General features: G+C 39.2%; 23 protein-coding genes. 12 read left to right on the top strand and 11 right to left on the bottom strand.

Annotated elements, in window-relative coordinates; translation table 11 throughout:
* Window positions 1-8 precede the first annotated feature (8 nt).
* Window positions 9-1,823: an oligoendopeptidase F gene (gene pepF, locus MHI18_RS16205; protein WP_340848777.1), complete on the top strand. Its 1,815-nt coding sequence runs from the start codon at window positions 9-11 to the stop codon at window positions 1,821-1,823.
* Window positions 1,824-2,126: 303 nt separating this feature from the next.
* On the opposite strand, the gene MHI18_RS16210 is transcribed toward pepF, so the two are convergent.
* From MHI18_RS16210 to MHI18_RS16230, 5 genes are all read right to left on the bottom strand, one after another.
* Entirely contained in the window at window positions 2,127-2,291 is a 165-nt protein-coding gene (locus MHI18_RS16210) for a hypothetical protein (RefSeq protein ID WP_340848778.1), read from the bottom strand.
* A 484-nt stretch (window positions 2,292-2,775) separates the two neighbouring features.
* Complete coding sequence (locus MHI18_RS16215) at window positions 2,776-3,675, bottom strand: ClpXP adapter SpxH family protein (RefSeq protein WP_445670003.1); 900 nt, start codon at window positions 3,673-3,675, stop codon at window positions 2,776-2,778.
* Window positions 3,672-4,076: a globin domain-containing protein gene (locus tag MHI18_RS16220; protein ID WP_340848780.1), complete on the bottom strand. Its 405-nt coding sequence runs from the start codon at window positions 4,074-4,076 to the stop codon at window positions 3,672-3,674. Before MHI18_RS16220 ends, MHI18_RS16215 begins: the two co-directional genes overlap by 4 nt.
* Before the next feature lie 180 nt (window positions 4,077-4,256).
* Complete coding sequence (locus MHI18_RS16225; RefSeq protein WP_340848781.1) at window positions 4,257-4,913, bottom strand: lytic transglycosylase domain-containing protein; 657 nt, start codon at window positions 4,911-4,913, stop codon at window positions 4,257-4,259.
* A 41-nt stretch (window positions 4,914-4,954) separates the two neighbouring features.
* Entirely contained in the window at window positions 4,955-5,536 is a 582-nt protein-coding gene (locus MHI18_RS16230; RefSeq protein WP_340848783.1) for a CYTH domain-containing protein, read from the bottom strand.
* Between the two features lie 195 nt (window positions 5,537-5,731).
* Here MHI18_RS16230 and MHI18_RS16235 point away from each other — a divergent pair, with 195 nt between their 5' ends.
* The 4 genes from MHI18_RS16235 to MHI18_RS16250 are packed head-to-tail and all read left to right on the top strand — an operon-like array spanning window position 5,732 to window position 8,514.
* Window positions 5,732-6,109 (top strand): UPF0738 family protein, encoded by a 378-nt coding sequence (locus MHI18_RS16235; protein WP_340848784.1) that lies wholly within the window; start codon window positions 5,732-5,734, stop codon window positions 6,107-6,109.
* A 36-nt stretch (window positions 6,110-6,145) separates the two neighbouring features.
* Complete coding sequence (locus tag MHI18_RS16240) at window positions 6,146-6,775, top strand: GTP pyrophosphokinase (RefSeq protein ID WP_040373268.1); 630 nt, start codon at window positions 6,146-6,148, stop codon at window positions 6,773-6,775.
* A 22-nt stretch (window positions 6,776-6,797) separates the two neighbouring features.
* Complete coding sequence (locus MHI18_RS16245) at window positions 6,798-7,592, top strand: NAD kinase (RefSeq protein ID WP_040373267.1); 795 nt, start codon at window positions 6,798-6,800, stop codon at window positions 7,590-7,592.
* 13 nt (window positions 7,593-7,605) lie between these two features.
* The gene (locus MHI18_RS16250; RefSeq protein WP_340848788.1) at window positions 7,606-8,514 is read left to right on the top strand and encodes an RluA family pseudouridine synthase; all 909 of its coding nucleotides are present in this window, start codon (window positions 7,606-7,608) and stop codon (window positions 8,512-8,514) included.
* Window positions 8,515-8,575: 61 nt separating this feature from the next.
* Here MHI18_RS16250 and prpE read toward each other — a convergent pair whose 3' ends face one another.
* Window positions 8,576-9,319, bottom strand: coding sequence for a bis(5'-nucleosyl)-tetraphosphatase PrpE (prpE, locus tag MHI18_RS16255; protein WP_340848789.1), 744 nt, complete (start codon window positions 9,317-9,319; stop codon window positions 8,576-8,578).
* Between the two features lie 98 nt (window positions 9,320-9,417).
* On the opposite strand from prpE, the gene mgtE reads away from it, so the two are divergent.
* Window positions 9,418-10,785 carry a magnesium transporter gene (gene mgtE / locus MHI18_RS16260; protein WP_445670004.1) on the top strand — a complete coding sequence of 456 codons (1,368 nt, stop codon included), beginning with the start codon at window positions 9,418-9,420 and terminating at the stop codon, window positions 10,783-10,785.
* Window positions 10,786-10,879: 94 nt separating this feature from the next.
* Window positions 10,880-11,650: an enoyl-ACP reductase FabI gene (gene fabI / locus MHI18_RS16265; RefSeq protein ID WP_340848791.1), complete on the top strand. Its 771-nt coding sequence runs from the start codon at window positions 10,880-10,882 to the stop codon at window positions 11,648-11,650.
* Window positions 11,651-11,698: 48 nt separating this feature from the next.
* On the opposite strand, the gene MHI18_RS16270 is transcribed toward fabI, so the two are convergent.
* From MHI18_RS16270 to MHI18_RS16280, 3 genes are read right to left on the bottom strand one after another with little or no spacing between them, the layout of a single operon-like run.
* A complete protein-coding gene (locus MHI18_RS16270; protein ID WP_340848793.1) occupies window positions 11,699-12,847 on the bottom strand; it encodes a Ger(x)C family spore germination protein in 1,149 nt (382 codons plus the stop codon).
* Entirely contained in the window at window positions 12,844-14,358 is a 1,515-nt protein-coding gene (locus MHI18_RS16275) for a spore germination protein (RefSeq protein WP_340848795.1), read from the bottom strand. Before MHI18_RS16275 ends, MHI18_RS16270 begins: the two co-directional genes overlap by 4 nt.
* On the bottom strand, window positions 14,318-15,448 hold the full coding sequence (locus MHI18_RS16280) for a GerAB/ArcD/ProY family transporter (RefSeq protein WP_340848796.1): 1,131 nt from the start codon (window positions 15,446-15,448) through the stop codon (window positions 14,318-14,320). Before MHI18_RS16280 ends, MHI18_RS16275 begins: the two co-directional genes overlap by 41 nt.
* A 176-nt stretch (window positions 15,449-15,624) precedes the next feature.
* On the opposite strand from MHI18_RS16280, the gene MHI18_RS16285 reads away from it, so the two are divergent.
* The 4 genes from MHI18_RS16285 (at window position 15,625) to MHI18_RS16300 (ending at window position 17,184) form a co-directional block, all read left to right on the top strand.
* The gene (locus MHI18_RS16285) at window positions 15,625-16,251 is read left to right on the top strand and encodes a hypothetical protein (protein ID WP_340848798.1); all 627 of its coding nucleotides are present in this window, start codon (window positions 15,625-15,627) and stop codon (window positions 16,249-16,251) included.
* A gap of 26 nt (window positions 16,252-16,277) precedes the next feature.
* Window positions 16,278-16,640 carry a DUF1360 domain-containing protein gene (locus MHI18_RS16290; protein WP_340848799.1) on the top strand — a complete coding sequence of 121 codons (363 nt, stop codon included), beginning with the start codon at window positions 16,278-16,280 and terminating at the stop codon, window positions 16,638-16,640.
* A 68-nt stretch (window positions 16,641-16,708) separates the two neighbouring features.
* Window positions 16,709-16,852 (top strand): hypothetical protein, encoded by a 144-nt coding sequence (locus tag MHI18_RS16295; RefSeq protein ID WP_340848800.1) that lies wholly within the window; start codon window positions 16,709-16,711, stop codon window positions 16,850-16,852.
* A 164-nt stretch (window positions 16,853-17,016) separates the two neighbouring features.
* Window positions 17,017-17,184: a YjcZ family sporulation protein gene (locus MHI18_RS16300; RefSeq protein WP_340848801.1), complete on the top strand. Its 168-nt coding sequence runs from the start codon at window positions 17,017-17,019 to the stop codon at window positions 17,182-17,184.
* A 40-nt stretch (window positions 17,185-17,224) separates the two neighbouring features.
* Here MHI18_RS16300 and MHI18_RS16305 read toward each other — a convergent pair whose 3' ends face one another.
* A complete protein-coding gene (locus MHI18_RS16305) occupies window positions 17,225-17,593 on the bottom strand; it encodes a hypothetical protein (protein ID WP_340848802.1) in 369 nt (122 codons plus the stop codon).
* A gap of 237 nt (window positions 17,594-17,830) precedes the next feature.
* On the opposite strand from MHI18_RS16305, the gene MHI18_RS16310 reads away from it, so the two are divergent.
* The gene (locus MHI18_RS16310) at window positions 17,831-18,085 is read left to right on the top strand and encodes a stage VI sporulation protein F (RefSeq protein WP_201648128.1); all 255 of its coding nucleotides are present in this window, start codon (window positions 17,831-17,833) and stop codon (window positions 18,083-18,085) included.
* A gap of 238 nt (window positions 18,086-18,323) precedes the next feature.
* On the opposite strand, the gene MHI18_RS16315 is transcribed toward MHI18_RS16310, so the two are convergent.
* Window positions 18,324-20,606 (bottom strand): ATP-dependent helicase, encoded by a 2,283-nt coding sequence (locus MHI18_RS16315; protein ID WP_340848803.1) that lies wholly within the window; start codon window positions 20,604-20,606, stop codon window positions 18,324-18,326.
* Window positions 20,607-20,694 lie beyond the last annotated feature (88 nt).

Here is a 20,694-nt window from a genome sequence, read left to right on the forward strand (position 1 = left end):
CCATAGACATGACGCAAGAAAGTACAGTGAAAACATTACAAGCTAGAAAAGATGTACCTGCAGAAGACACATGGCGTTTAGAAGACATATTCGCTACGGAAGAAGATTGGGAAACTACCTTTACAGCTATAAAAGAAAGCCTTCAAAAAGCAGATGCCTTTAAGGGAACGCTTGGAGAAAGTGCAGAAAAGCTGTTAGTCGCACTGCAATTTCAAGATGAAGTCTTTGAAAAACTAGGCAAGCTATACGCTTATTCTCATATGCGTTACGACCAAGATACGACGAATTCCTTTTATCAAGGCAAAGATGATCGGGCAAAAACGTTATATGCACAGGCAGCAAGTGCTTTTTCTTACATAGTACCAGAATTATTAAGTATAGATGAAAGTAAAATTCAACAATTCCTTGAAGAAAATGAATCGCTTAAACTCTATAAGCATGCGTTAGAAGAAATTAACTTGCAGCGTCCACATGTTTTATCAGCCGATCAAGAGGCATTACTTGCAAAAGCATCAGAAGTTATGGACGCATCAAGCAATACTTTCGGTATGCTTAATAATGCGGATCTTAAATTTCCAACGATTAAGGATGAATCTGGCGATGAGGTAGAAATTACACATGGCCGCTATATTCACTTCCTTGAAAGCGATGATCGTCGAGTTCGTGAGGAAGCATTTAAGAGTGTTTACGAAACATATGGCAGCTTCCGCAATACGTTTGCGAGTACTTTAGCAGGTCAAATTAAGAGTGATAACTTTAATGCATCGGTCCATAATTATAAATCAGCTCGCGAAGCCGCGTTAAGCAACAATAATATTCCCGAAAGCGTTTATGATAATTTAGTGAATACAGTTAATGAAAATCTTCCGTTATTACATCGTTATATAAGTTTACGTAAAAAAGTACTGGGGTTAGATGAGCTTCATATGTATGACTTATTTACACCACTAGTCAAAGAAGTTAAAATGGATGTCTCCTATGAAGAAGCGAAAGAATACGTATTGAATGGTCTTGCACCGCTTGGAGAAGAATACCGTAATGTTCTTCAAGAAGGATTTGATAATCGTTGGGTTGACGTCCAAGAAAACAAAGGGAAAAGAAGTGGAGCATATTCATCTGGGTCGTATGGAACGAATCCGTATATCCTCATGAACTGGCAGAATAACGTCAATAATCTCTTTACCCTTGTGCATGAATTCGGACATTCCGTCCATAGTTACTATACAAGAAAAACCCAGCCGTACCCATATGGTAACTATTCAATTTTTGTGGCTGAAGTAGCTTCTACTTGTAATGAAAATCTATTGAATGATTATCTTCTCAATACAATTGAAGATGAGAAAAAACGGATTTATCTTTTGAATCATCAGCTTGAAGGCTTCCGTGGAACCCTTTTCCGTCAAACGATGTTTGCTGAATTCGAGCACATTATCCATGAAAAAGCGCAAAATGGGGAATCACTGACAGCAGATATGCTGACAGAAGAATACTATGCGCTGAATAAAAAATACTTTGGCGATGATATTGTTATTGATGAAGAAATCGGTCTTGAGTGGGCCCGCATTCCTCACTTCTACTACAATTATTATGTGTATCAGTATGCGACCGGAATCAGTGCAGCAACCGCATTGAGTAAACAAATCGTTGAAGAAGGGCAGCCAGCTGTAGATCGATATATCGAGTTCTTGAAATCAGGAAGCTCAGATTACCCGATCGAAGTGTTGAAAAAAGCCGGTGTCGACATGACAGAAGCTGATCCAATCCGAGAAGCTCTCAAAGTATTTGAAGAAAAACTAACTGAATTAGAATCACTTCTAGCATAAAACCAAAGAGAGGTCGTCAACTATGACGGCCTCTTTTGGGTTTCCAAAATAAGTATGGAAGGGGTGTTGATCAAAAATCAAAGGGCCGAATGTAATGCTAAATGGGCCGAATAAATTAGGAAAAGGGCCGAATAAAAGATAGAATGGGCCGAATGTATTCCATTTAGGGCCGAATGAGGTCTGTTCAAGCTGATTTTTCACGGTAAAGGTGATCCAATTGGAAGGATGCACAAAAAAAGTTAGCATAAAAGACAAATACGAACTTGTGACGCTTTAATTTAAGCGTAATCGAGACGGCCAGAATTAAAAGCCTTTAAAACGTTTTTGTTGGCTGATTCTTGTTAATAAGATAAATATAGTAATGAAGAGAATGGGTGAGCTGATTAATAGTGGAAATGCATTTAAGAAACCAAGCAGTTGAAGAAATAGTGCTACCAGAAATAGACAGGTATAAATAGTCGTTTTCATTCGAATTTCCTCCGGTTTATATGTTATTATATTCAACATATGCGTCGGATATTGAACTAGAATCGTAAATATGACGAATTTGTGAAATCTATCACAATTGCTTGTAATACAGCCGGAAACTTGGTATATTTACATTGTGAAGTTTATCACATACAAACTTATACCCCTTTGTTTGACCGTGAAAACTTTCTCCCATCCCCTTTGTTCGTATTTATAGATGAATTCCTGCAAACTCGCGATTTCCAGGAATTCCAATGGTTTACAAGTGACAATATTGTGAAGTTGGTATCAAGAACTTGATGCTGCTTAGGAATATTGGTAAGATTGAAAGTGGAAATTGTAACAACTCACATGTAACGAAATCCCCTTTTGTTTATTGTGAAATTTCTCCCATCCCCTTTGTTCGTTTTTATAGAAAAAGCCCTGCAAAGTAATTTGCAGGGCTTTTATTTGGTTAGTTTAAAAAAAGCCAGGCCGCGGTGAATTAACTTCCGCAGTCTGGCTTTTTAATGTACTTCCAAAAGGTTCCGTATTTAGCTGGGATCCGTTGGACAACTTGTTTCAATACAAGGCGTTTCATCTGACATTCTACTTCATTCTTAGTCATATCATAAACCACTTCAATCTCTTTTGTTGCAACAAATTGAAAGGACTCCATGAATTCTTCGAGCTTAGGACGCTTACTCGGTTCTGGAAGTGTACCAAGCATTTCTTCGATGATATTCACGTAGATACTGTAAGGATATGCGCCAGATACTTTAATGCCTTCTTCTTCAATGTTTTGATTAAAAAACACAAGGGAAGGGATCTCGCTGACTTCCATTTCAGAAGTAATCTTTAAATCACATTGAAAACCTCTTGCGGCACTCGTTGAATGGATGTCATCGAGGAATTCGGTAACATCAAGTCCGACTTGTCGGGCGCATTCTGTTAAAACATCTATATTAGAAATATCTTGCTTATTTACAAATAAAAATTCTTGGAGCTTTCGCAGAAAACGTGCTGCAAGCCTTTTTCCCTGAAGCTCTGCGGCCTTAATCGCAATAGAGGCTGCAAAAGGGGAAGAAATCGGATTATCTTCCCAAATCGTCCCATCACAGGACATGCCCGAACGGCTTGCAGTTTTTTCCCAAACTTGAGCTATGTTTTCAAAATTTTTATTTTTTCCGTTATTAAGGGAAGCGAGTTTTCCGCTAATTACATGCCTAATACTGAATAAATGTCCATATTCAATGTGCAGTTTCTTAAGTACCGGTTCCATGGCCCAGCATTCTGGACACAAAGGATCAATAAAAACATAAATTTCTATTGGTTTTTTTCCTGCATATGAATGCTGCGAGGTAATCCAATCAGAAACAATGAAAACTGGTTTTTGAGCGCTCAAATTTCTACTCCTTTCCCGTCCGTCTCGGAAGTATTAATCATATGTTGTGCGGTCAAATCGAGACGATGAAAGAAAAATTCCCGCAAATCTCCTTCAAGACCTACTTCATCCATGGCTTTGCTCATACAATGCAGCCAGGCCTCTGCCCGTCTAGGTGTAATTTCAAATGGGATATGACGAGCACGTAACATCGGATGACCATGTTCTTCTGTGTAAAGAGAAGGACCTCCAAGATACTGCGTCATAAATTGTTTTTGTTTACGTATCGTTTCGGTAAAATCATCTGGAAATATCGGCTTCAAATCCGGATGTTGGCTTACATTGGAGTAAAATACATCGATTAATTTGTGTAAAAGCCCTTCTCCAATGGCTTCATATGGTGTAGGGTTTCCTTGCTCCATGCTGTTTACTCCTTTATGTGTCCATAGTCTGTATTATTATTTTAACAATGCCTTTGCAATATAACAAATATCTAGCTTGATGAAATTATGTATTCTGTACTAGGACAAGCGGTAGGCAGAAAAAATCCCATGACCAATGGCGGAAGAAGCAGCGACAATTGGCATGGGATTATATAAAAATTAACTTAAATAAGTAGACATTACGTTCTGTACATATTGACTGGTTTCTTTAAAGGGAGGGATTCCGCCGTATTTATCGACATTTCCTGGTCCCGCATTATAAGCAGCCAGGGCAAGTTCTGTATTGCCATTATAACGTTTCATCATCTGGCTGAGGTATTTAGTGCCGCCCATAATGTTTTCGGTCGGATCAAGAATATTAGTAACGCCAAGCCCTTTCGCGGTTGCTGGCATCAGCTGCATCAGTCCAGAAGCTCCAGCAGAGCTAGTTGCTTGTGCATTAAAATTTGATTCCTGTTTAATGACAGATGTTATTAATTTTTCGGGCAGCTGATACAATGTGGCTGCATGACTAATAATCTGGTCATAGCCTGTACTTTTTACTGCTGCAGGCAAGGAAGAAACCGCAGCCGTAGAAGAAAAAGGTAATTGCTGGTTTATGGAAGATGAGTTTGTCAAATCCACCGCGGCTATTATTTGGCTTAGGACATTACCAAGAGGTTTAGATTGCGTGTCAGCGTCTTTCTCGCCGGTAAGGACGGTTGACAGCATTTCTTGAAAGAGATTGACTGTAGAAGCTGTTTGAGCTTTATTTGAGCTATTCAGTCCTTGCAGGGCCTGTAACTCTAGTATGGATGTAAAATCTTGTATTTTCAAAAAGGTTCACCTCATGACATTATAAACAGGAAATGAATTCATCATTGTCCTTGTTTAGCACGATAAAAGCGCTTAACCTTATTTTCGGTTTCCCGTACAGGAATCTTAAGACTTTTTAGAAGCTGCAGGAATATTTTTTTACCTTCTACTGCATCTGATACTTCATATTCTATTTCATAATCCTCTGTATTAATATAAGCACTATGGTCGAGTACGATGAGTCCGCCTTCATACTGAAATTCAGTACGATTGGTCATTAGTGTACCAAAAAAGCGAATCGAATCCGAGGGGATATTTAACTTATTTTCAAGCAGACGACTGATCACGCCTTCTGGAAAAGTACCTTCTTCAAGAAAGGTTTCCGCTTCTGTACGTGTTAAAGGCTGAGTGGTTTCTAATAACCCAGTATCAGCAGGCTCTTTTAAAGTTAATTCATATTCGCCGTTTCTTTGACGAATGCGCAGTGCACAATTTTTTTCTTTTAAAGAAAATGTTTCTGTGTCGCAATAATGGTTCGATTGAAAAGCGAAACTATTTTCTTTAACTTTGAAATGCTGGACGAGTTTGCGGAACTCCTGTTTTGTTAAAAGATTCTTAAATTCTATTTCAATATGCTGGTTCAAGATCATCTTCCTTTCATATGTATTTTATCTATTATCTCGTTGTTTTGCGTTTTCAGCAAATAAGAGCCCTGTTGTCTCCTTTTATGTAATGTTTAGGGACTTGGAATTTAGCATGAGAAATTAGGTGAATTCTTGGGATTCCCTAAAACAATGTGATAAAATATAAACGTTAAACGTTGGGGGGCGATACGGGCTATGAGAACAAAAATACATATAAAAGAAGCTTCTATTCGAAACAATGAGCTGCTTCTACAACCAGACGAAATCTTTGAAGGATCCACCTTTATAGCTAAAGAACAGGTGCTGGCTGATTCAGATCATCAAGCGTTTATTTATTTACTAGAAAAAAATGACGAGTATACATATATTTCACTCCCAGAATCAATTTGGCGTTTCTTATGTATTGCGATAAAGGAGAACTATCCTGTTTTCATTGCATCGGAAGAAACAAAATTTGAATTAAGCGGGATAGTTGAAGAACTAATTGATTTGCTTGAAAATATTAAAGGAAACAGTAATTATGGTGAAGCATTTACAGTAAAGGTTGAACAGGTGTTTACTGAATGCGGATGAGGCTGATTCCATTAAAATAGGTCAAGGGGTGCGGAAATGGAACAGTGGAATGATTTTTTGGCTCCTTATAAGCAAGCTATCGAGGAGTTAAAGGTGAAATTAAAAGGGATGCGGACAGAATTTGATCGCGATCATGTCCATTCTCCGATTGAATTTGTTACTGGCCGAGTAAAACCAATCGTGAGTATTCTAGATAAAGCTGTTCAGAAGAACATTCCACTCGATAAATTGGATACAGAAATGCAGGATATCGCTGGGTTAAGAATGATGTGTCAATTTGTCGATGATATTAGAAAAGTCGTGGAGCTGCTGAGACTTAGGAATGACTTCGAAATTGTCGAGGAGCGAGATTATATTTCACATAAAAAGGTTAGTGGATATCGATCTTATCATGTTGTCATTCGGTATCCCGTGCAAACGATTCATGGAGAAAAGAAATTGCTCGCAGAAATTCAAATACGTACACTTTCGATGAATTTTTGGGCAACTATTGAGCATTCTTTGAGTTATAAATACCGGGGAGACTTTCCAGAGGATATACAAAATCGTCTGCAGCGTGCAGCTGAGGCTGCTTATTTGCTTGATGAGGAAATGTCGCAAATTCGAATTGAAATTCAGGAAGCACAGCGGATTTTTTCAAGAAAAAAGGACACACAGAATCATTAAATAAAAACTAGGGCGGGATCATATGAAATTTGCTGTAACCTCTAAAGGGGACTCCAAATCGAATAGTTTAATGCATAAGGTTCGTACCTATCTTCAGGATTTTAATTTGGAATACGATGAAGACCAGCCGGATATCGTCGTTTCCATCGGTGGTGATGGCACCCTATTATATGCCTTTCATCGATATAAAAAACGACTTGATAAAACGGCTTTTGTCGGTGTTCATACCGGCCATCTAGGCTTTTATGCAGATTGGACGCCTGATGAAGTCGAAAAGCTAGTCATTGCGATTGCGAAAACGCCGTTTCAAGTAGTGGAATATCCGCTTCTTGAAGTCATTGTCCGTTACCAGCATGGGGGACGCGAATCGCGTTTTCTGGCTCTTAACGAATCCACAGTTAAAAGTGTGGAAGGAACGTTAGTTATGGATGTGGAGATGCGAGGAGAGCATTTTGAAACGTTTAGAGGGGATGGTCTATGCGTATCCACACCTTCAGGAAGCACGGCGTATAATAAGGCGCTTGGCGGGGCTATTATTCACCCGACCATTGATTCTATCCAGCTCTCTGAGATGGCTTCAATTAATAATCGAGTATTTCGTACCGTTGGATCTCCACTTGTGTTACCCGCGCATCATACGTGCTTGCTGCGCCCAGTAAATAATGTTGATTTTCAAATTACGATTGATCATTTATCCTTGCTTCATGAGGATGTTAAATCCATTCAATTTTTGGTGGCTCCAGAAAAAATTCGATTTGCTCGTTTCAGGCCTTTTCCCTTCTGGAAACGCGTCCATGATTCATTTATCGCAAACTAAGGAGATTTGAATAGTGTCTACTAACAACGAATCGAAACCATATAGCCTTTCATGGACTGTAGAAAGTAAGGATGAAGGCAAGCTGCTCAGAAACTTTCTCAATGAACATAAGATTTCCAAAAAAGGGTTGACGGCGATTAAGTATCGCGGCGGTAAACTTTCTGTGAACGGAAAGGTTGTCACTGTCCGTTATCCGCTGCATGAAGGGGATGTCGTAGAGGTTGTTTTTCCGCTCGAGGAAATAAGCTTGGGGTTGATTCCTGAAAAGTTGCCGCTCGTCATTCGGTACGAAGATGATTCAATAATCATTTTGGCAAAGCCTGCCTATCAAAGTACCATTCCTTCGCGAGAGCGCCCGAGGGGAAGTTTGGCAAATGCTTTAGCGGGGTATTATGAATCAAAAGATGTAGCTTCTACTGTTCATGTGGTGACGAGGCTTGACCGAAATACGTCAGGTCTTGTTATAATTGCGAAGCACAGTCATATCCATCATTTACTGAGTGCTCAGCAAAAAGCGGGACTAATCACCCGCACATACCAGGCGATTGCGGAAGGACAGCTGGAAGAAGAGAGCGGACGAATTGAGGCACCAATTGGCCGTAACCCAGAAAGTATTATCACCCGCATGGTAAGAGATGATGGTAAATATGCTTGTACACTATACCAGGTTATTCAGTCTTCACCAGCAATAAGTTATGTAGAACTCCAGCTTTTAACAGGACGGACGCATCAAATTCGAGTTCATATGGCTCATATTGGTCATCCGCTTGCAGGTGATGATTTATATGGAGGCACAACCACCTTAATTCCACGACAAGCGCTGCATTGTGCAAAGATAGAATTTTCACATCCCCTTACTGGTGATCGAATGACGTTTGAAGAACCAGCACCTGGAGATTTTCAAGAGTTATTAAATAGATAAACTAGCCTAAAATGAGGCAGTAAAAAGGCTGATTTCTTAATAAGAAATCGGCCTTTTGTTTTTAAACTGTAAATTCAGTCTTGAATTTCTCAGGTAGATAAGGCATTGATGAAGGTACGGAAACGAGTTCGAACTCTGGATAGCGCAGTGCAGTCAGCTTGCCTCCAAACACACAGCCGGTATCAATATTGATGGTATGGTTCACGATTCTTGCTTCTTTTACAGGCGTGTGTCCATAGACAATCCATGCTTCACCATGATAGGATTGGGCCCAATCACGCCTTACGGGAGAGCCATCTGGGTGCTTGGCACCAGAAATATCTCCATACAAAACGAATGTTTTAACTTTAGCTCCGGTTTTACCAACATAATCTCCTCGAATACCCGCATGTGCAATATATAAACTTCCGTTATCCAGCGTTTGGTATAAAGGGGATTGGTCATATAAAGTAAGAAATTGCTTTTTAATCTTTTTCTGTTGATCAACCGGTAGTTTTTCATATTCTGCAACAGTTGTTTCGAGACCATGAGAGTGCTGAACTTTGTTGCCAATAAAGTAACGGTACAGCTTATTGCAATGGTTACCGGGAGAATAATAAGCATGGTTACTATGGACAAGGTCATATACGGTTTTTACGACTTCGAGAGATTGTGGCCCTCGGTCAGTCAGGTCTCCAACAAGGCCTAATTTTCTGCCGTTTGGATGAATAGGATACCCTTTTTCCCATGAGTAGCCTAATTGTTTCGTTAATTGGGTAAATTCATTATAACAGCCGTGAATGTCACCAATAATATCGATATGCATAGTTCACATCCTAACATTTACTTTATCTTATTATCTACCAAGCAGATACTTTACATGAAAGGAAAGAATTTATCACTAATATGGAGGGGGGCTAACGTATGACAGCACCTATGGAGGAAGAGAACCTTCAACGAGAGAAAATGACGGAAGCCTTATATACTGATAATCTACAAGGATTCCGAGAAGAATTTATTGAGCTGCATCCTTATGATCAAGCCCTCTTTTATTCAAGTCTGGAGAAAGAACTTCGATCAAAGGTTTATCTGTTTCTGTCTCCAGAAGAAATGGCAACTATATTTGAACACATTGAAAATGAGGAAGCTGAATATGAAAACCTGCTTTCTGAAATGGTTCCAGCTTATGCAGCAGATATGCTTTCAGAAATGTATGCCGATGATGCAGCAGATGTTTTAAACGAACTGGGTCAGGAACAAGCAGGCAGCTACTTGACCATTATGAATCATGATTCGGCAGTCGAATTAAAAGAGTTATTGAGCTATGAAGAATACACAGCCGGCAGTATTATGACGACTGAATTCGTAGCTATTGAAGCCAATCAAACAGCGCGTTCTGCGATGTATATACTGAAAAAAGAAGCTCCGAAAGCGGAAATGATTTACTACCTTTATGTGATTGACACTCAGTCGAAGCTTGTTGGTGTCTTGACACTTCGTGATTTAATCGTTGCTGATGATGAAACAATGATTGCTGATATCATGCAAGATCGAATTCAATTTGTTTCAGTAACGGAAGATCAAGAAAATGTCGCACGTACTATGCGCGATTATAATTTCCTTGCAGTGCCTGTAGTTGATTTTGAACAGCGTCTGTTAGGGATTATTACAGTTGATGATATCATGGACGTTATGGAAGAAGAAGCTTCTGATGATTATTCAAAACTGGCTGGTGTATCAGATTTAGACCGTGTGGAAAAAAATTCGTTCACCGCTGCGAGTAAACGGCTTCCATGGCTGATTATCTTGTTATTCTTGGGCATGTTTACAGCTAGCCTAATCGGCAGATTCGAAGAAACGCTTAGTCAAAAAGCAATTCTAGCTGTCTTTATACCGCTTATCGGCGGGATGGCCGGAAATACCGGTACACAGGCTTTAGCTGTTGCAGTACGGGGGATTGCGACGGGTGATTTAGAAAATGAGAGTAAATGGAAACTAGTTATTCGCGAGGCAGGAACAGGATTAATTACAGGTTCTATTTGTGGTATTTTGATTACGGTTATTATCTTCTTTTGGCATCACGATTTACTGCTAGGTCTACTCGTTGGAATCTCCATATTTTTAACATTGATTATTGCAACATTGGCAGGATCATTGATTCCGCTTATGATGCATAAAATGAATATCGATCCAGCTGTAGCTTCCGGACCTTTTATTACGACGATTAATGACATTATTAGTATTTTAATATATTTCGGCTTAGCCACGTTGTTTATGAGTTATTTACTTTAGACGCATGTTGAAAGATGCTTTCCATGATTCCAAAGATTTGTTATACTTTTATTACTAGGTACTAATAACTCGTATCAATCAGGAGGACTAATTCATGACTCTTTCTTTACAAGGTAAGACATTTGTCGTTATGGGCGTTGCTAATAAACGCAGCATTGCTTGGGGAGTTGCCCGCTCCCTTCATGCATTTGGAGCTAAAATAATCTTTACATATGGCCGTGACCGGACAGAACGCAGCGTTCGGGAATTAGCAGCCACACTTGAAGACAATGCACTTGTTTTACAATGCGATGTTTCAAAGGATGAAGATATTGAAGCGTGTTTTGCTTCTATCAAGCAACAAGTGGGAATCATTCATGGGGTTGCACACTGTGTGGCGTTTGCCAATAAGGAAGAGCTCAATGGCGAGTATATGAATGTAACGCGTGAAGGATTCATGCTTGCTCATAACATAAGTTCTTATTCGTTAACGGCCGTAGCCAAAGCAGCAAAAGACCTTATGACTGAAGGCGGAAGTATTATTACGATGTCTTATCTTGGCGGAGAACGCGTATTGCCTAATTACAACATTATGGGAGTAGCTAAAGCATCGCTTGAAATGAGTGTCCGCTATCTGGCCAATGATCTAGGACCGTTAGGAATTCGCGTGAATTCAATCTCAGCTGGTCCTATACGTACATTATCAGCCAAAGGAGTCAGTGACTTTAATTCAATTCTCCATCAGATTGAAGAAGAAGCACCGCTTCGCAGAACAACTACACCAGAAGAAGTAGGCGATACAGCCGTATTCCTTTTCAGTGAGATGGCTAGAGGCATAACAGGTGAAAATCTGCATGTAGATTCCGGTTATCATATAATGGGATAAATGAAAAGCTCAAGAAGCCAAGAGTGGTTGGCTGTTCTTGAGCTTTTTTTATTCAAAAACAGGAGTTAACTTATCTTTTCCTGAGTTTTGAAGGGTTACGTTAATATCTATCGAATCAATGAGATCCTTTGTTAAGGGAATTCGCCCGTCCTTTTCGATTTTTTTCCATGTTTTATTATCCTCTCTGTATAGTATTTCGGATAAGTGAAATACATCAACCCCTTTACTTGCCCCGTATTTATAGCTGGTTTTGATTTCATTCTTTAATACTTTTTTAATTTCCTTCTCAAAGTCCTTCATCTTGGTTGGTTGTTTCACTAATTCAATATTCGCTTTTAGCCTTAATTTGATCTTGAATTTGACTTCATCGCCCCGAACGATAGGAATGACTTTTTCTTTTTTGTCATAAACCACCGCAGTAATTACTTTATCTGTACCTTTAAAAAGATCAATATTATCTCGCGTAAAGTCTTTAAATATGAGTCGGGTTCCGCCAATTTTATCTTTTGGAAATATTCCATAGTATTTCTTTTTTGATACCACAGCTACATCCTGAATTAATATATTCTTTCTCGATTCCTTTTCTCCAAACCATTGCTTAGTGATTTTTATAACAGGGAGTGCAGCTACATGACTTGGTTCATCAAGTCTAATGATGAGTTCTCTTAAATCAAGAGGCTGAATCAATGAACTCTGTTTAAAATTCCCCTCTGGGTCACTCAGCCTGGAGAAAGCCATTGAGACACTCTCTATGGGACCGATTTTCATCGCTTCTTTAAGCGGTTCTTTAGTTGCGTAATAAAAGATTCTATATCTTGTCTCACGGTAACGATCAAGAAAATCAGTAGCGGGTCTTAATAAGTCATTTTTTAACGCTTTTTCAGAAAAAATGATAAATGATAAATGGCCCCAATATATTCGCCGATCTGAGGTGTGGTACAAGTTGAAAATTGCTTCATCAAGTGTTTTTCCAGCAGCTCGGCCGACATCTACTCGATTTGGAATTGAACTTCCGCCTTCTGTTTTGGCTAAGCCGCTCATATTCATAATTTGTAAAAACACGACAATCTCACCATCTTTATAATCTATGCCCATACCAGTTGCGTACACAAGCCGCTCGGGTTCAGTAGTATCCCAACAGCCTGAAAGAATGAGGGTGCAAAGAATGATGGATAGGTATTTAACTGATTTTTTCACTGTTCACCGTCCCCCTGAGGCCTTTTATCGTCTGGAGAAAACATAGAAGGTCTGCTTTTAATTTGTTTAGCAGGCAGGCGAAGCATTTCTCTTAATAAGTTTTTGAAATTTAGATTAGCTGTAAAGTCCAAATAAGGAATTCCGAATGTCCTCATATTACTCAAATGAATCAAAATGAATAGAAGTGAAAAAAAATATCCAAATAAGCCTAAAAAGGAAGCAAATAAAATCGTAAACAGCCGGAGGACACTTATCGCTCCAATTAATGACTGATTAACCAAGGTAAAGGTAGCGACAATAGAACCGGAAATGACGACAAGCATAGCCGGGCTTGTTAGACCAGAACGGATGGCTGCGTCACCTATAATCAAGCCGCCGAGAACACTTAAGGTGGTTCCGATGCTTGGCGGGAGACGCATGCCAGCTTCTCGGAATATTTCAAACATGATGACCATAACAATGGCCTCTAATGAAGAAGGAAGCGGTAGGCCTCTTCTAGCCTCTACAACGGTGGCGAGTAAGATGAGCGGAATTTGGTCTTGGTGAAAGGTCGTCACGGCCACCCAAAAACCAGGCAATAGGGCGGCAACAAAGATACCAAAGATTCTTAGTAATCGTTCAAAGGAAGCGAAAACACTGTTATATTCATTATCTTCTCCCGTTTTTAAGAGTAAAAATAAGTTGGCAGGAGTAATGATTGCATAGGATATGCCATCAATTAATAGGATAATTCGTCCTTTTAAAAGCGATTGAACAGCAGTATCAGGTCTTCCGGTATAATCATATCTCGGAAATAGAGGTGCGGGTTTTTCAATTAATTCCATCATCTGATTGCCGCTGTAAATTCCATCGACATCAATCTGTTTAATTTTTTCTACAAGTCCTTTCACAATTTCAGGATTTGCAGCATCCTTTACATATAAGAGTGAAACCTTTGTTAAGGATCGCCGGCCTACTTCAAATTGTTCGTTTTGAAGTGATTTAGTACGCAGTCTTTTTCGAATTAATGCAGAATTGATTATTATATCTTCTATGAAATTATCTCTTGGTCCCTTTATAGTCGTTTCTGTTGCCGTATCCTCAGGTGTACGTTGAGGGCGATTGGAAATTCCAATAGAATAAAGCCGATCATAACCTTGAAAAAGGATGATTGCTTTACCAGAAAAAATATCGCTGACTAGATCCTCCTCGTTAAGAACTTCTTTCATAATGGGCAAGTGAAGAGCATGCAAAATAGTGTCTGGTGAAGGCAATTGGTCTGGATAATTTTCAAAAAAAGCATCCAATCGTTCAAAAACGAGCCGATTTAAGGACTCTGTATCAACAAGTCCTTCACAAGCGGTAATGGTAACGTTTATTGGGTGTGCTGTTCGGAAGGTAAAGGACTCGAAAAATACATCCGCTGAATCAGCAAATAACTCTCTAAGGTAGCCTTCATTAGGAGAAAAATCTAAAGCCATACTTGGTTTATTACTTGGAATTGTAGGTCTCTTTTTTGTTCTCTTGAACATATTGACTCCTCCTGCTTTTCTTGTTAGCTAAAGCGGCAATGATGCCTAGAATAAGGGAGATGGCAAGGAAAAACCAAAACGTAAAAGGCATTAAGAATGAACGGATAAATGAATAAAAGGTGATATCGCTCATTGGAATAAGGTTAGTAATAATCAAAAAAAGTGAAAAGCCTGCTAGTAGGATTATTTTTTTCTTATTGCTTTTAAAGGTAAAGGCTTCGGCTGACAGAAATAAAAAAAATGAAATCCTAATAAAGGCTCCAGTTATCCATTGGTAGATGGACAGAAAGTCAAGATGCTCAATAAATCTTCCTAATGAAACGAGTCCCCATTGTTCAAAGGCAGGGTATTTTTGACGTGCTGCCTCATAAGGTCCAAACTCAGTCAGGGATCCAATCAAAGGTCCTATGATGAGCCCGGCTAAGATAACACTATTAATCAGAAAAAGTTTGATGGTCATTTTTCCATGTACTTTTTGTTGGATGAAAAGAAGAGCAATAATTTCTATTAGTCCGGATAAAGGGTAAATAGTCCCTGAAAGTACTGGTTTAAATCCATGCTCTAAAATCGGTTTTAAAAGGGTGTGATCTTTGTATTGGATATTGGCGAAGGCCACAAAAAAACCGAAAACAACGACTGCTGTCAGGACAAATGTATTTAGAATAACGATGGTTTGTATATTGGTTATCGACAGTAAAAAACAAAGAATGGTAAATAAGATGACACTGAATAATATTGGGGTAATCGGCAGATACGATACTTTTGTCCATGAAATAAACTCTTTAAGAGTGACTGCAGCGAGTAACACAAATACCAAACTAACCATTATGGAAAAGGTCCGGCCAAATACTTTGCCTGTATGTTGTTCAACAAACTGAAAGATATTTTGATTGATGGTTTTTCTATGGATATAGGAAAGTAAAAAACACCAACACAGAATAAAACCAAGCGCGATTCCGACAGATACCCAGCTATCCCTTTTAGCAGCACCTAATAAATGCGGGATAACGGTAACATGATTCTTCAAACCAATCGCCGTAATAATCAGGAGTGATATTTGTAAGAGTGAAACTTTAGGCTGGTTATTCATTAGACAGCTCCCTATATAGTTACTTATTATTATCTTTTTCTAATAAAGGGAAATTTATTTCAATTATTTTTCATTAGAGGAATCGAAGGGAAACAGGGTAGTCATAAAAACGAGAATGAAAAATATAAATGACACATAGGGATGCATGAAAAAATGTGGGCGAGGAGGGGCGCAGCATGTCAGAAAAGGAAAAGAAAGTAAGATCAAAGCCGCTTCTTTATATTGTTCAACCGGACATTTTAGAGCCAGAAACAGAAAATATGCAGAAGGAATTTAGAAGCAAAAAAACTAAGATAGATTATAAAACAGATGTTGAGCCAGTGGAGGCAACCGAGATAGTTCCTGAACATGAAGTGAAGATCGAAAGTGAAGATAGGGAAGAGAAAGAGAGGAAAGAACAGCAGCTTGAGCAGATGAAGCATGACTTTGGGGTTTATAAAGCTATGGATGAAATTCATGCGGAGATTGATTCTATTAAACAAATAACGGATCATTACTCACCGGAAGGTACGTCGATTATAAAAGAAAATATACCAGTCGCAAATGGAGGCGGCGTTCATGAAATTAAAAAGCTTGAACCAAAGTCTGCTGAAGAGCTTCAAAGAAAAGAAGTAAGAAAAGCAGTGAAGGATCTTTTACGTAAAACAGAGAAAGGCGTAACGCCTCTTTGTGAAGCGAAAATCAATGGTCGTATTGTCCGATTTCAGCTTTTGGGAAAAAAAGGGGAATCTGTGCAAATAAAAACAGGCACGACAATTCAAAATGTGCAAATAATCGATCTTTCTGATTTTAAAGTACTTTAGCGGATGAAAGGGGCGAATCGTAGAGGATGTTACTGAAAGAAATCAGTTGGACGGTAATTACGATGCTCGGACTAGCGTCATTTAGACTAACTCGAATTATCGTCTTCGATAAGATTACCTCATTCTTACGTGCCCCGTTTTTTAATGAAATAGAAGAAACGAATGAAGATGGAGAGATAGAAATTTATTTAGTTCCGAAGGAGAAAGGACTTAAAAGCTGGATTGGGCAGCTCTTGAGCTGTTATTGGTGTACAGGTATTTGGGTCAGTCTATTTATAGGTTATGTATATACGTTAGAGCTCCCAATAGGAGAATTCTTTATTATTATTCTGGCAATTGCTGCAATAGGTTCCCTTATAGAAACAATCGTGTTACATCTCATAGGCTAGTGTATCAAGCAAGAAAGGAGCAATAAACATACTCTAATCATATATTCCATATAAAAGGAGTGTAGATAATGGATAGGAACATTAATCAGCAGCCGTATCAACAGCCATATCAACAGCAACAACAGCCCAGTTATGCATATCAGAGACCAGTTAAGAGAATCCCAAAAGTAAAAAAAGACTGTGGGTGCAATAAAGGTGGATATAAAAGGTAGTGATTGGAAGCTAGACTCAATTTAGAGTCCGGCTTTTTTTTATTTAAGGAAGCAAAGGGATAAGAGCAGAGGAAATAGGCTGTATCGAGTAGGACATAGCCTGCACATAACGACAAAAATTTCATATCTTAACAGTGAGCTAAGCTTAAAGCGAGGTGAAAAATATGTTTGGATTATGTGGAGGATACAACTCTTGCGGCGGTGGATATGGCGGCGGATATAGCAATGGATACGGCGGCGGCGGGTACAGCAGCGGAGGATACAGCAGCACGTTTGTATTAATCGTTGTATTATTTATTTTGTTAGTTATTGTCGGCGCTTCATTCTGCTAAGTACTCAATGGAATAGGCGTCAGGCCTATTCCATTTTTACTTAATCAAATACGACGATTACTTTCTTATTTCTTGCAGTTAATAATTCTTCCTGAATTGTAGAGCTAGAAATGTGATTTTGATGTTTTGTTAAGAAAACAAGACGATCAAACTTAGGAATGGCCGGTATTTCCTGCAAAACTGGCATTACATAAGTAGGCCTTTTCCAATACCGTCCAGGGGAGGACTGAAAAGAATGATCCCAACCATCATCAGGATTGAATTCGGTTAATTCAGTAAACTGTATGTCTCCGTTGGGGGTTTTTGCAATAGAATCTTGTAAGAACAGGAAAAAGAAAGTATCAGCATATTGGACTGTGTGGATCATGCTATAAGGAAGGTAAATCCATCTAAGTTCGCTGTTTATCACGATCCCTTTCTTAAGAATCTTTGTGATTACACCAGGAATACTTTGGGGAGAGCTGCTAGTCTTACTGATTATTGAATCGATTGTTGCCCCTCCTATTCAACGTTTTGCTACACTATATTCAATAAACAGAAAAAGGTAAGCCATGAACGAAAAAATTCTTAAATTTCCTTTAATGTTGGCTATGCACCCTTTGGATTTGGGTTCATAGAATAGGAATACAGAGAAGGAGGGCGAAGGATGGATAACAAATTCTTTAAAAATATGGAAAACAAGACTGGCGTCAATATGAAAGATGTATTTGAATTGGCAAGTTCTCTGCAAGGGGCAAATTTTAAGGATGAAGCGACCGTACGGAACGTCATAAAACGGGTATCCCAGATTGCCAATAAACCAGTTAACAAAGAAACAGAAGATAAAATCGTCCAATCAATCGTAAAAGATGGGAACAAACTCGACTTCGGAACGCTTGCTGAAATGCTAAATAAAAAATAATCGGGTATACAAAAAAACGGAGGATGCTGGAGTCCTCCGTTTTTGTAGTTATAGGTTTTAAGACGCGGCGAAATTAGTCGGCCTTCCTTTAAAAAGGGCTGCTTCTGCATTTCTAGTTGTCTAGCGCCAGCAGCCAGCTTACTGTGGAAAAGATGAAAGTCCACAAAAGGCAAAGGGCCGCCTTTTGGTCCTTTCCCTATTTCCTTCGCAAGCTAACGGGCTGCTTCTGCATTTCTTGTTACAAGTTCAAGAATCTTGATGGGTGTGCTGTTTTTCCTCTTCTTGTTTGTGGTACGGAGATATAGAGTTCCTGTTTGGCTCGTGTGGCGGCTACGTACATGAGTCGTCGTTCTTCTTCTAGTGGAGCGGTTTCACCTTTACGGTATGCTTCGAGTGAGAAGTCATGCGGTAAGCTGCCGTCTACAGCGGATAACAAGTAAACTGATTTGTATTCTAAACCTTTTGAACGATGGATGGTCGTCAGTTGAATCGCGTCTTGGAAATGCTTGGAGAGCTGCTTGACTTCCTTCACCATAGCAGCCATATGGTCCGCATGTTCAATGAATGAGCTAATGGTTTCAAAGCGTCTTGCGGCTACTTTTAAATCTCGGATGTCGTCAGAACCTTTATCCACACTGACTTCATCACCGCGTTTTTTTACGTAATCTGTAAAGCCAAGATCCTTTTCAATAAATTCAAGTGCAACAGAAGGGGACAAGCCGGATAAAGATCGAATTTTTTCAGGTAATGTTTTTAGCTTTCTCTCCTGAAAGGCATGTCCTGTTTTAACATGTGAAAAGGCATTAATAAAATCACAATCTTGTAAGATTGTTTGTGCTTTCATTTCTTGTAAAGCACTTTGTTTTAAAAACAGGGAAGATAATATTGAACTCACTGGTTTTGGATCTTCAGGATCAAGCGCCAGCCGCATATAAGCGAGCATGCTTTTGACTATTTTACGTTCATAAAAGCTCTCGGCATCTCGTTCAATTACAAACGGAAGACTAGAAGCTGCCAGCCGCTCAAAAATAGCTCGTGACATGGAATGAGTGCGGTATAGAATAGCAAAATCACCTGGTTGAGCACCTTGTCTGATTTTTTCTTGGATATCGGTCACAATCATGGTCGCTTCAATTTCCTCATCATAAGGATAAAACAAAACAGGCGGGTTTCCGTTATCATGCTGTGCTTGCATGGCTTTGGCACGGCGTTGTTTATTGCGCTTAATCATCCGGTTAGCTGTCGAGACGATTTTATGTGACGAACGATAGTTCTCTGTCAGTTTAATGACCTTTGCTTGTGGAAAGTCCCCTTCAAAATGGAGAATGTATGAAGGGTCACTTCCACGGAAGGAATAGATGGACTGATCGTCGTCACCAACCGCACACACATTTTGTGTATTGGCTGATAAGAGTTTAATTAATTCATATTGTACAGCATTAATATCTTGAAACTCGTCGACTAAAAAATAGTGAAAGCGTTCTTGATATCTGGCTAATAGCTCTGGGTAGTCACGGAAAAGTAAATAACAGCCTACCAGCATATCGTCAAAATCATAGCGATCGGTTTGAGTTTTATAGTCTTCGTAGCTTTTATATAATGATAGACAAGATGTTTCAAACTCGTCCTTTGGTTTAATATCCTTAGGGAATAGAAGTGAATTTTTCCATAATCCGATTTGCTGTAACGCTTGGTCATAAGCAAATTCTTTTTCATCTAATCCTATTTCCCGCCCCGCGTTTTTAAGAATCTTTGACCTCTCCCACTCCCACTTCAAGAGACGATCCCGCTGCCATTGATCTGGTTGATGGAAGATCAGGATTTTATAGAAAATACTATGAAAAGTCCCGCTGACAAGCTGCGAAGCAATCATCGGCGTGATTCCTGGATAACTTAGCAGACGTTGTTTCATTTCAGCGGCTGCTTTGGAGGTAAACGTGACAAGCATAATACTTCGCGGATCAATCTTTTTTTCCGTCAGCATAAAAGCTGTCCGAACCGTTAATACCCTTGTTTTTCCGCTTCCAGCGCCAGAGAGAACGAGTAATGGCCCCTCAATTGTCGATGCTGCAGTAAGCTGCTGACTATCAAGGATGACACCGCATCTGGCTAATTCATTGAAGTAAGGATTATCAATTGTTGAAGGTTTTACAAGTTTCTTTTCAAAATCAGGACTACCGCTGACTTCTTTGGATGTAAGGAAGTTTTGCTGGACAGGTTTTTCTTCTGTAATGGTACGAGAGATAGGAATACGAAACCCATTTTGTTCACGATACTCTACTGTTTCAGTAGAGGGAGAACTCGGGCTGGATTCCCATTGCAGGGTATTGCATACGGGTACATTTGGAGCTGCATGATAAAAATGCGGCTCTTCGTGTATACCTACATATAATTTGACTGGTGAATGGCAAGCAGGACATAACAGATTCCCACGCTTTCCCTTTTCAAAAAGGATTTGCAGTTCATCAGGTGAAATACTGTCTAGTTTTATAAGTCTATTTTCTGATTTTGCTGCTTTCATAGGTAAACCCTCAAATCTGCTTCTGCTGAAATAGTATTGCAGGTTTTATCATAACAGAACAAAAAGAAAACAAAAAGTTGTAAAAGTG

Origin of the sequence: Peribacillus sp. FSL H8-0477, assembly GCF_038002765.1 — a bacterium.
Lineage (GTDB): Bacteria > Bacillota > Bacilli > Bacillales > DSM-1321 > Peribacillus.